At 70.6% G+C, this 10,786-nt stretch carries 10 protein-coding genes and 2 pseudogenes; 9 read left to right on the top strand and 3 right to left on the bottom strand.

The genetic code is table 11. The annotated features are described in order from the left end of the window. Window positions 1-386: pseudogene (locus ACWGI8_RS30380) on the bottom strand (Crp/Fnr family transcriptional regulator); the annotation flags it as partial. A gap of 471 nt (window positions 387-857) precedes the next feature. On the opposite strand from ACWGI8_RS30380, the gene ACWGI8_RS30375 reads away from it, so the two are divergent. Together ACWGI8_RS30375 and ACWGI8_RS30370 are read left to right on the top strand one after the other, a co-directional pair. Further along, window positions 858-2,048, top strand: coding sequence for a cytochrome P450 (locus ACWGI8_RS30375; protein WP_453665740.1), 1,191 nt, complete (start codon window positions 858-860; stop codon window positions 2,046-2,048). A 14-nt stretch (window positions 2,049-2,062) separates the two neighbouring features. Continuing rightward, window positions 2,063-2,272: a ferredoxin gene (locus ACWGI8_RS30370; RefSeq protein ID WP_453665738.1), complete on the top strand. Its 210-nt coding sequence runs from the start codon at window positions 2,063-2,065 to the stop codon at window positions 2,270-2,272. A gap of 240 nt (window positions 2,273-2,512) precedes the next feature. Here ACWGI8_RS30370 and ACWGI8_RS30365 read toward each other — a convergent pair whose 3' ends face one another. Beyond that, entirely contained in the window at window positions 2,513-2,965 is a 453-nt protein-coding gene (locus tag ACWGI8_RS30365) for a YbhB/YbcL family Raf kinase inhibitor-like protein (protein WP_453665736.1), read from the bottom strand. A gap of 338 nt (window positions 2,966-3,303) precedes the next feature. Here ACWGI8_RS30365 and ACWGI8_RS30360 point away from each other — a divergent pair, with 338 nt between their 5' ends. From ACWGI8_RS30360 to ACWGI8_RS30345, 4 genes are all read left to right on the top strand, one after another. Continuing rightward, window positions 3,304-4,095, top strand: coding sequence for a class II aldolase/adducin family protein (locus ACWGI8_RS30360; RefSeq protein ID WP_453665742.1), 792 nt, complete (start codon window positions 3,304-3,306; stop codon window positions 4,093-4,095). Window positions 4,096-4,104: 9 nt separating this feature from the next. Continuing rightward, window positions 4,105-4,902, top strand: a complete 798-nt coding sequence (locus ACWGI8_RS30355; RefSeq protein ID WP_453665735.1) for a TetR/AcrR family transcriptional regulator — start codon at window positions 4,105-4,107, stop codon at window positions 4,900-4,902. After that, on the top strand, window positions 4,899-5,774 hold the full coding sequence (locus ACWGI8_RS30350; protein ID WP_453665733.1) for an alpha/beta fold hydrolase: 876 nt from the start codon (window positions 4,899-4,901) through the stop codon (window positions 5,772-5,774). The genes ACWGI8_RS30355 and ACWGI8_RS30350 overlap by 4 nt, the downstream gene beginning before the upstream one ends. Before the next feature lie 194 nt (window positions 5,775-5,968). Next, on the top strand, window positions 5,969-6,901 hold the full coding sequence (locus ACWGI8_RS30345) for a lytic polysaccharide monooxygenase auxiliary activity family 9 protein (protein WP_453665731.1): 933 nt from the start codon (window positions 5,969-5,971) through the stop codon (window positions 6,899-6,901). Here ACWGI8_RS30345 and ACWGI8_RS30340 read toward each other — a convergent pair. Further along, window positions 6,898-7,035, bottom strand: a pseudogene (locus ACWGI8_RS30340) (pirin family protein); the annotation flags it as partial. The gene ACWGI8_RS30345 and the pseudogene ACWGI8_RS30340 sit on opposite strands and share 4 nt — an antisense overlap. 231 nt (window positions 7,036-7,266) lie before the next feature. Between ACWGI8_RS30340 and ACWGI8_RS30335 the strand changes: the two are divergent. The 3 genes from ACWGI8_RS30335 to ACWGI8_RS30325 all read left to right on the top strand — a co-directional run bounded on the left by ACWGI8_RS30335 (window position 7,267) and on the right by ACWGI8_RS30325 (window position 10,655). Continuing rightward, window positions 7,267-8,577 (top strand): PucR family transcriptional regulator, encoded by a 1,311-nt coding sequence (locus tag ACWGI8_RS30335; protein ID WP_453665729.1) that lies wholly within the window; start codon window positions 7,267-7,269, stop codon window positions 8,575-8,577. A gap of 231 nt (window positions 8,578-8,808) precedes the next feature. After that, window positions 8,809-9,015: a hypothetical protein gene (locus ACWGI8_RS30330; protein WP_453665728.1), complete on the top strand. Its 207-nt coding sequence runs from the start codon at window positions 8,809-8,811 to the stop codon at window positions 9,013-9,015. Next, the gene (locus ACWGI8_RS30325) at window positions 9,012-10,655 is read left to right on the top strand and encodes a sodium/solute symporter (protein ID WP_453665727.1); all 1,644 of its coding nucleotides are present in this window, start codon (window positions 9,012-9,014) and stop codon (window positions 10,653-10,655) included. The genes ACWGI8_RS30330 and ACWGI8_RS30325 overlap by 4 nt, the downstream gene beginning before the upstream one ends. Window positions 10,656-10,786: the final 131 nt, after the last annotated feature.

Below are 10,786 nucleotides of genomic sequence, written 5' to 3'. Positions count from 1 at the left end.
GGGGTACCGCGTTCGACCAGCACCTCGCCGGCACGAAAGTCCCGCTGGACGCACCGGCCGGCGATCGCGGTCAGCACCTCCACGTCTTCGAAGCCGCGCAGCAGGGCCAGTTCGCCGAGCTCTCGGGGGATCACCCGGACGTCGGCACCGTCCTGGACGAACTCGATGCGCCCGTCGCCCACGGTGTATCTCAGCCGGCGGTTCACCCGGTAGGTGCCGCCACTCGTCTCCACCCAGGGGAGCATCCGCAGCAGCCAGCGAGAGGTGATCTCCTGCATCTGCGGGGCGGACTTGGTCGTGGTGGCGAGGTTGCGGGCAGCCGCGGTGCTGAGGCTGGACTGCCGGGGCGGCTCCACCTGCGCTTCCGGGCCGGTCTCAACGGTCATCGGGCGGGCTCTCCTTCCCAAGGGAGGTGATCGGCGTACGCGCGCCGACCGGCGAAAGAGGAAGTAGAGGGTTAATATCGGGGAATTCGTCCAGATCCCTGGAAACAGTAACGGCCGCTACGCCCAACTCGCCCCATACGGCCGTTGGTAGTACTCGATACAGTGATCTTGCTCTGTGCGGGGTTTGTCCGGACGACCAAAGGCATTCGGGCCACCTGATGGGGGGCACGTGCCCGGTGCGCGGCGTGATCGCCCGCCCTCTCTCCCGCTCCCACAGCCTGGCCTGATGATCCATCGGACAATGACCAGGCACCGGGAGGCGAACCGGCACTTCCGCCGGCCGGCCCACCGGATGGACGAGCCCGCTCCGGTGGATTGGCCGAACTACGCGTAGACCAGATAGGTGCCTGAGGCATGTAGTGGTGACGGCACCAACGTCAGAGCCACCGATACGCACCTTGCGAGGTCCCCATGACGAAAGCCGTGGCGTTCCCCCAGGACCGCACCTGCCCCTACCACCCGCCCACCGACTACCCCCGGCTCCACGAGGAGCGCCCCTTGTCGCGGGTGACCCTTTGGGACGGGCGGCAGGTGTGGTTCGTCACCGGGCACGCGACCGCCCGGACACTCCTCGCGGATCAGCGTCTTTCCACCGACAGCACCCGGGACGACTTCCCACTGCCGACCGAGCGGTCCGCGACCCTGCGCAGGCGCCGCCGCGCGGCACTGCTCGGCTGGGACGACCCCGAGCACAACGCCCAGCGCCGGCTGCTGATCCCGAGCTTCACCCTCAAGCGCGCCGAGCAACTACGGCCCCGCATCCAGGAAACCGTGGACCAGCTGCTGGACGCGATGGAGGCCCAGGGACCGCCGGCCGAGCTGGTGAGCGCGTTCGCACTGCCGGTGCCGTCGATCGTCATCTGCGATCTGCTGGGCGTGCCGTACGCGGACCACGACTTCTTCGAGAAGCAGTCGCGGCGGCTGCTGCGCGGACCGACGGGAGCGGACACCGAGGACGCACTGACCCAACTGGAGGGCTACCTGGGCGACCTGATCGACCGCAAGCGCGAGAAGCCCGGGGAGGGCGTGCTCGACGACCTGGTGGCGCGAGGGTTCCAGGACGGCGGCCCCGACCGGGAGGAGCTGGTGCAGCTCGCCACGATCCTGCTGGTCGCAGGGCACGAGACCACGGCGAACATGATCTCCCTGGGCACCTACACGCTGCTGCGCCACCCCGAGCGACTGGCCGAGTTGAGGGCGGACACCGGGCTCGTGCCCACCGCCGTCGAGGAGTTGCTCCGGTTCCTGTCGATCGCGGACGGACTGCTGAGGGTCGCGCGCGAGGACATCGACGTCGCCGGAACGGTCATCCGCGCAGGCGAGGGCGTGGTGTTCTCGACCTCCGTCATCAACAGGGACCTCACCGCCTACAGCGACCCCGACACGCTCGACTGGGCCCGCTCGGCACGCCACCACGTCGCGTTCGGCTTCGGCATCCACCAGTGCCTCGGGCAGAACCTCGCCCGCGCGGAGCTGGAGATCGCGCTCGGAACGCTGCTGCGCCGACTGCCGGGGCTGCGGCTCGCCACCCCTGCCGAGGAGATCCCGTTCAAGCCGGGCGACACGATCCAGGGATTGCTCGAACTCCCCGTCACATGGTGAAAGGAGTGATGCGCATGCGTGTCTCCATCGACGGAGACGTCTGCATCGGCGCCGGGCAATGCGCCCTGACGTCACCGGACGTCTTCACCCAGGACGACGACGGCTTCGGAACGGTCGTACCGGGCCGCGAGGACGTCGGTGGAACGCTGATCCGCGAAGCCGCCCGCGCCTGCCCCGTACAGGCGATCGCGATCCATGACGTCGCCGGCGGGTCCGGGGCATGACGCCGTCCGTCCGAAGGGCGTGACGCCGGCCGGCCCCGCACCCGATCCGGCCGGTTCGGCTACCGGCAGAGGGCTTCGACGTCCTCGGCGTACGCCGGGAACCGCCCCGCGCCTCGGCGACGATCGTGTGCGCGGGCCGCCGCGGACCCGCGGCCCGGTACACCGCAGGACGGTATCCTGCCCGGCCCGGTTCGTCCGGCTGCACGGCGGCACCCACGGCTGCGACCAACGGTGACGCGCTCAGCGCTGATAGGTCCCGACCAGGGTGCCGGAGGCCAGCTCCCTGCCCTTCAGCGCACGGTGCACGTCGTCGGCGCCCGGGTGGTTGTGCAGCGGCAGCGGCTCGGACAGGGCGTACAGGCGGAAGAAGTAGCGGTGCGGCCCGTGCCCGGGTGGAGGCATCGGCCCTCCCCAGCCAACGCGCCCGAAGCCGTTGGGCCACGGCAAGCCCCCCTGGGGCTTCTGACCCTCAGCCGCCCCGGTGGTCCCCGGATCGATGCCGGTCACCAGCCAGTGGAGGAAGGACGCCCCCGGCGCGTCCGGGTCCTCGCACAGGAGCACCAGCTCCGTGGCCTCGTGGGGCACCCCCGACCACGTCAGGGGCGGTGAGATGTTCTCCCCCTCCCCGCTGTAGCGACGGGGGATCACCGTATGGTCGTCGAACGCGCCGCTGCTGAGTTCAATTCCGCTCATGCGCGCCGCCATACCCGCAACGGCGGCACCGGCACCGGTCCGCACGGCGAAACCCCCGTTCGGCCGAGCCCACACCCGGGCCCCGGCCGGCGCGCAGGCGGCGGGCCGGGAGCGCGGACCGCTCCGGTCCCGGCCCTCCCGCACGGCGTTCCCGGGAAGCGCGACCGCCTCCGAGCGGCCGGGGGTCTTGCTTCATGCGTCCAATGGACGCATTATGTGCGTCCAACGGACGCATAGTGGAAGCGAGGCGGGGCGTGGACCAGGCGACGAGTACTCCGGAGCACCACAGGACGGGCCCGGCGGCGGGGACCGCTCCGGGGAACGGCGCCGCGGACGGGCTGCGCGGCAGTGCGTTCCTCCCCCGGCAGGAGAACCTCGAACTGCCCCTGCCGCCCGTGTTCACCGACCCCGCACGGGAGCGCGAGCATCGAAAGCAGCGACTCGCCGGCGCCTGCCGCATCTTCGGCCGCCTCGGCTTCTCCGAAGGGGTCGCGGGACACATCACCGTGCGGGACCCGGAGCACCCGGACATGTTCTGGGTCAACCCGTTCGGCATGTCCTTCCGGCACATCCGGGTCTCCGACCTGATCCTCGTCGACCACGAGGGACAGGTCCGCCACGGCAGGCGCCCGGTCAACCGGGCCGGATTCGTGATCCATTCCGCCATCCATGCCGCACGCCCCGACGTGGTCGCGGCCTGTCACGCCCACGCCGTCCACGGGAAGGCCTTCTCCAGCCTGGGCCGACTGCTGGACCCGATCACCCAGGACGCGTGCGCCCTGTACGAGCAGCACACCGTCCACCGGGACGGCGCCGGTGCCGTGGTGGTCGAGGAGGAGGCCGGCCGGCAGCTCGCCGCGGGGCTGGGGCCGCACAAGGCCGTCATCCACCAGAACCACGGCATCTTCACCGTCGGCGAATCGGTCGACGAGGCGGCTTGGTGGTTCATCTCCATGGAGCGCAGTGCCCAGGCGCAGCTGCTGGCGGAGGCTGCGGGCACTCCGCACCTGATCGACCCCGAGGCCGCCCGGTACACCCGGGACCAGACCGGATTCCCGCTCGCGGGCTGGTTCTCCTTCCAACCCCTCTGGGACGAGATCGTCCGCACGGAACCCGACTTCTTCGAGTAGGCATTGTCCATGACACTCCAACCCGAAGCCGAAACCGGACCCGGACCCGGAGCCGGAGCCGGACCCGCCCGCGCGCAGCAGGCCGCCCCCTGTCCGGGCCTCTCGGAGCCCGGATCCCCCGCCTGGTGGCAGGCCCGGTATGCCGAACGCGACCGGCGCAGACCCCGCCAGGGTGGGCTGACGCTCGATCGGATCACCGCGGGCGCGCTCGAACTGGCCGACCGTGAGGGCCTGGAGGCGCTCACGATGCGCCGGCTCGGCGACCACCTCCAGGTCCGTCACACCTCCCTCTACCGGCACATCGCGAGCCGGGAGGAACTGCTGATCGAGACCGTCGACCACATGCTGGGCGAGATCCGGCTGCCCTCGCTCGACGGGGACTGGCGGGCCGGCCTGGAGCGGGGGGCCCAGGAGTTCCGCCGGGTCCTCTCGGCACACCCGGCGGTCGTCCCCCTGCTGACCACCGGTCAGTTGCTGGGCCCCAACGCCCTGCGGGCCCGTGAGCACGCCCTCGGACAGCTCCTCGCCCACGGGTGGGCCCCGCGGTCCGCCGTCCACGTCTACCTCACGGTCACGCACTTCGTGATCGGTGCCGCAGTGCTCGACTCCGGCGGCGCGGCCCGCACCGCCGGACAGCGTGCCGCGATGGCCGAACTGTTCGCCTCCCTTTCCCCCCGCACCCACCCGGTGGTCCACCGACACGCCGAACTGCTCAACTCTCCCGACTCCGAGGCCGAGTTCGAGTTCGGCCTGCGAACGCTGCTGCACGGACTGGGGCACCTGCACGCCGAGGAGGCCCCTGCATGACCGGCGGACGCGTCCTGCCTCCGCTGCGCCACTGGACCGAGGGGGGCAGCGCCCTGCGGATCGGCGGTCACTCGGTCTTCGTACGCCAGGACGGGCCCGCGCGCGGCGCGCCCGTCACCCTCGTCCACGGCTTCCCGACCTCCTCCCACGACTGGGCCGCTGTCGTCCCGGCGCTCACCACAGCCGGGCTCCGAGTCACCACGCTGGACCTGCTCGGCTTCGGCGAGAGCGACAAGCCCCGACGCCACCGCTACTCGGTGCTCGACCAGGCCTCGCTGGTCGAGGAGGTCTGGCGCCGGTACGGGATCGGCAGCACCGCTCTGGTCGCGCACGACTACGGGGTGAGCGTCGGCCAGGAGTTGCTGGCCCGCGACCCGGCCCGGATCACGCGCATGGCCTGGCTCAACGGCGGCCTCTATCCCGATCTTCACCGCCCCGTGCCGATCCAGCGCCTGCTGCACGGCCCGCTGGGTCCGCTCCTGGCGCCTCTGACCACGGAGCGGCGGTTCGCCGCGACCCTGCGCGCCGTGCTGGGACGGCCGGTCCACGACGAGGACGTGCGCGACCTGTGGGCGGCCGCGTCCCGCGCCAACGGCCACCGCCTCGCCCCGCGACTGCTGCGCTACATCGACGAGCGCCGCCGACACGCCGCGCGCTGGACCTCGGCCCTGGAGGGCTTCCCCGGGCCCACGCTGTTCGTGTGGGGGCCGGCCGACCCCATCAGCGGGGCACACGTACTCGCCCGGATCCGGGCGCGCATGCCGGAGGCCCACGTCATGGAGCTCGCCGGGCCGCCGGCCCTCGGGCACTACCCGCAGCTGGAGGATCCCGAGACGGTCGCTGCAGCACTCACCGGGTTCCTGGCGCCCTGAAACGGACCCGCACGGGATCGTGGTCCTCGGCGGCGCCGGCATCGTCACCGTGCCGTGCTGCAGGTCGCCCAGCTGATGGCGGGCGCTTGCTCGACGACGCCGACTGGGTCCGGGCTGAGCACTGCCCTGGCTTTGCGCCGTATTAGTGGGCAAGGCGAGCGACTGCCGTTTCGGCCCAGGAAGGTCTGTCAGGAATGTCCACTCATCGCAGCACCATGGCCATGGTTTCACTCGTCGGTAGCGCCCCGTTGTTCCTCGTCGGGGTCGCTGCCGGCCCGGCCGAGGCACATGGCGCCCCGACCGATCCGATCAGCCGGGCTGTCGCGTGCAGTCAACAGGGTGGACATGCAGGCTCGGCCGCCTGCGCCGCAGCCGCCGAGGCGGGTGGGAGTGCGGCGTTCGAGAAATGGGACAACATCCGTGTGGCAGATGTAGAGGGGCGTGACCGTACGAAGATCCCCGACGGGGAGCTGTGCAGTGCCGGCATCGACCCGTACAAGGGCCTGGATGTCGCGCGCGCCGACTGGCCGGCCAGCACGCTCGAAGCAGGCGAGCCGTTCACTCTCACCTACGCGTCAACCATCCCGCACCGAGGCACTTTCAGCGTGTATCTCACCAAGGACGGCTACGACCCGAACACGCCGCTGTCCTGGGACGATCTGGCGAATGAGCCGTTCGTGACGGCCACCGACCCGGTACTCCAGGACGGCGCCTACCGCATCAAGGGCACTCTGCCCGGGGGGCGAACCGGTCGCCATCTGATCTATACGATCTGGCGGAACACCGACACCCCCGACACGTACTACTCCTGCTCCGACATCGTCGTCACCGATGCCGGTTCCACTGCCGGTGACGAGGCACAGGTCGACGAGAACACCGAGGCCAGCCGCAGCTCGGCGGACGCCGAGGGCGGACCGTCGGCCCCGGGCGTCTCCGCCGGCCGGCCCACGGCGCCGCAGCCGCCGAAGGCACCCGCCTCGTCCCAACCGGAAGCCGCCGCGAAGCCGTCGCCGAGCACAGCCGGCTCGGGTGGCGTTCCCCTTGCGGTCACTGCTGCGGCAGCGGCGCTGGTCGCCGTGGGCGCCGTTGCCGGCGGCCGCCTCCGACGCCGGTGGCGCACCCGCTGAGCGGTGTCCTGTGGGTCGAGATCGCGCGGGAGATCGGGGGCGGCCAGTTGGTCGCCGTCGTAGCCGTGCACCTCGCCGAAGCGGGAGCCCTCCAACCAGTCCCTGCGGGCCTGCTCGATGTCCGCACGGCCCCGGCGCGGCGTCCATAGGAATCCGGCGAGCCGCTGTCGGGTCCCAGCCGGGAGGCGCCCTGCTTGTGAGGGCACACAATCCGCGATTTCTACTGGCCGGAAACATCACGGTTCGGCTGAGACCTCGTCCTTGCGTAAGCGACTGCTTAGCGTGGTGGTCCTCCGGGAAGGCATGCCGCCGACTTCCACAAGCGCGACCGACCACCCGGTGCAGGAACTTCACCTGGAGGGTCCATGCACAACAGATCCGTCCCCAGCAGCGTTCGCCCTCGCGGCCATGACGTAGCCCTCGGCGCTCCGCTGCCCAACGGACCCGCCTGCATCGCGGACCCCACTGCTCTCCAGCTTTTCGACCACGGATGCCGGCGCCTTCTGGGGCACGGCACGGACTTCACGGACACCGTCGTGGAAAGGATCCGCGCCGACGTGCCGTACTACGCCGACCCGGTGCTCGCGCCACCCGACGTACGGACAACCGTGGGCACCGGCATCCACCACGCATTGGAAGCCGGCGTGGACCCGAGCAGAATCGTGGACGTCGAGCGGTACACCAGAGAGCTGGGCATGAGGCGAGCGGAACAGGGGCGCCCCCTCGACGAGGTGCTGCACGCCTTCCGCGTCGCCGGCTCCGAGGTCTGGAGCGGCATCATCAACGTGGTGGAGCGGGACGAGCTCGGCGACACGCGCCAGCTGGTACACGTCGCCGAGCTGGTGTGGAAGAGCAACGACCGCGACGCCGTCCTGGTCGCCGACGCCTACCGACAGGTCGCCGAAGGCGTCGCCAGCCGGCACGCCGAACGCGTCCGTCTGATCCTCGCCGCCCTGCTGGAGACCCGCAACGAACCCGAGTTCACCCACAAGGCGGCGGGGATCCTCGATCTGCCGCTCGACGGACGTTTCGCGGTAGCCGTGGTGGGGGCAACGCCTCCGTACGGCCGCTTGCCTCGGACCGTTCCGGAGATTCGCGGCATCCGGATCCTGCGGCACACCTGGGGACACCGCGACGCACTCGTCGCCCACCTGGGCGACCGCCCCCTGGACGCGCTCGCCGCCGGCCTCGAGAGCGGTCCCGGGTTCCGTATCGGGATCAGCCCCGTGGTCCAGGGTCTGGAAAGCCTGGCTCGCGGGCGCAACATGGCCGAACTTGCCCTGCGCACCTGCCGGGCCGACGGTGAGATCGCCCGGCTCGACTCCCGCCTTCCCGACGGGCTCCTGATGTCGCGGCCCGACCTTTCCGCCGAACTGGTCCGCGGCGTGCTCCGGCCCCTGTACGACCTGGAACCCGCTGACCGCGACACGCTGTTCGACACCATCGGCGTCTGGATCGAGAACGGAGGCTCCGCCGTCCGGGCCGCCCGGCACATGCTGTGCCATCGCAACACCGTGCTCAATCGTCTGCGCCGCTTCGAGCAGATCACCGGCCTCGCGCCGACCCGCCCCCGCGATCTGGTGCAACTCACCCTCGCACTCGACGCCCACCGTCTGCTCGGGCCGGCGGCCGCATTCGGCACCACCGACGAAGGCACTGACCCGTCGTCCGCGTGACGACACGGCATTGCTGAATGGGCATCAGCACAATGACGAATGCCAGGGGTTGGGAGTGGACAACGGTGCGGGCACAGCACATGGACGGGCCGGGGGCGTCGGTGCTCTGGTGAGCCTCGCATCAGGCGATCCGCCTGCATCCCTGCCCGCCAGGAGACCGCTATGGCCCACCCGCACGCCCCTCGGCTTCATCATCGCCCACGGCCGCATCGTCCAGGTGCGTTCTTCGCCGTGGTCAACGCATCGACCTTCGCCGTACACCTGCTTCTCGCCTGCTCCGCCGACGACTTCATGGCCACTCGCATCTGGGGACGGACCAACATCGGGGTGCTGGCACTTCTCCTGCAGGCGTCCCTGCTGGTGTGGACGGCGGCGCGGTACGACCGCCGCGCGGACGGACGCCCGGCTTTTCAGGAGGACGGGGAGGAGAGCAGATGAGTCCGCGGATCCTGCTGGCCGCGCCCGGCGCCCTGGACAGTGACACGCGGGCCTTCGTCCTGGTGGGCTTTCTGACGCTCATCGTCCCCATCCTGTTCATCTGCGTTCTCAGCGGCCCCGAGAGGGACCGGGTCAACGACTTCTACACAGCGGGCCGCAGGCTGAAGCCCCTGCGCGGTGCCCTTGTCCTGTCCGGCGTCTACCTGTCCGCGGCGACGGTGCTCGGCACCACGGGAAGTGTCGCGGTCTTCGGCTACGACGGTCTGTTCATCGCCCTGTGCACCGTGCTGTCGCTCGGCGTGCTCCTCCTGCTGGCGCGCCCCCTGCGCGAGCACGCCGGTTACACCCTGGGCGACACGTTCGCCCTGCGGGCTCCAGGGCCCGCGGTAAGGATCGCGGTCGCTGTCGTCACCTTGAGCGTGTGCGTCCCCTATCTCGTCGTACAGCTCTCGGGCGCGGGCGTGACCACCACGGCGCTGCTGGGAATGACCGGGCCGGGCGCCGAGAAGACAGCCATCGTCATGATCGGCGCACTCGTCGTCTGCACCACGGTGTTCGGCGGCATGCGCGGCACGATCGTCATTCAGATGATCAAAGCGGTGGTGCTGCTCGGCGCCGCCCTGACGGTGACAGCTGTGCTGCTCCATCGTTTTCACTGGAGCACCGACTCCCTGATCGACGCCGCCGGACAGGGCAGCGGCCGGCCCGCCGGCTACCTGCGCCCCGGCCTCCGGTTCGCCGGCAGCAGCGACCCCGAAGCCACGCTCGACTTCATCGGCCTGATGATCACCATCGTGCTGGGAGTGGCGTGCCTGCCACACGTTGCCATGCAACTCAGCACAGCTCCCGACGCAGCCGCCGCGCGCCGTACGGTGCGCCACACCATCGGCATCGTCGGCGCTCTGTGCCTCACCACGGCTCTGATGGGCTTCGCGGCCGCCGCGTCGGTCGGCGCACCGGCGATCATGGCCGCGGATCCGGGAGGCAACAGCACCCTGCTGATGCTCACCGCCGAACTGGCGGGTGGCTCGTCCACCCACACGAACGGCGCAGTTCTCGTCGTGCTGGTTTCCTCCGCGGTGTTCCTCACCACGCTGGCCGTCGTAGCGAGCATCACCCTGGCGGCCGCGGGGGCGATCGCCCACGACCTGTACACACATGTGCTGCGCCGTGGGCGCACGGCCGAGGGCCGGGAGGTGGCCGCCGCACGCTGGGCGTCCGCCGCCGTCGGTGTGGTCAGCATCGGGCTGGCGGTCTGGGTCCAGGGATGGAACGTTCTGTTCCTGTCTGCTCTTTCCCTGGCGGTGGCGGCCTCCTGCCTGCTTCCGGCACTGGTGTACTCCCTCTTCTGGAGCGGCTACAGCCGAACCGGACTGCTGTGGACGCTGTACGGGGGCCTGGGCGGCGCCGTCGGACTGCAGATCTCCGGCCCCGTCTTCTCCGGCAACCCCCTGGCGCTCTTCCCGGACTGGCACCTGGACTGGTTCCCTCTCCAGACGGTCGTCCTCGTGTCGACGCCCGCCGCCTTTCTGCTGGGCTGGCTGGGCAGCGTCGTAAATTCGAGCATCTGGACATATTCGAGCGATTCGAGTGATTCGAGAAGTCGCCCTCCGCATCCCGGCCCGGCCCTTCGCGGATGATCGGGTCCGGTCGGTGTTCCCCGCGATCAGGCGGACACATCCGGCAGCGCCTGGTCGGGCCAGACGGTTTTCCCTCCACGGATGCAGCGGGTGCCCCGAGCCCTCGGCGCCGGTCCACCGCTCCAGGAAGC

Source organism: Streptomyces sp. NPDC054841 (assembly GCF_053611045.1).
The sequence above is the reverse complement of the archived record's forward strand: the minus strand, read 5'-3'. Positions and strand labels throughout refer to the sequence as shown.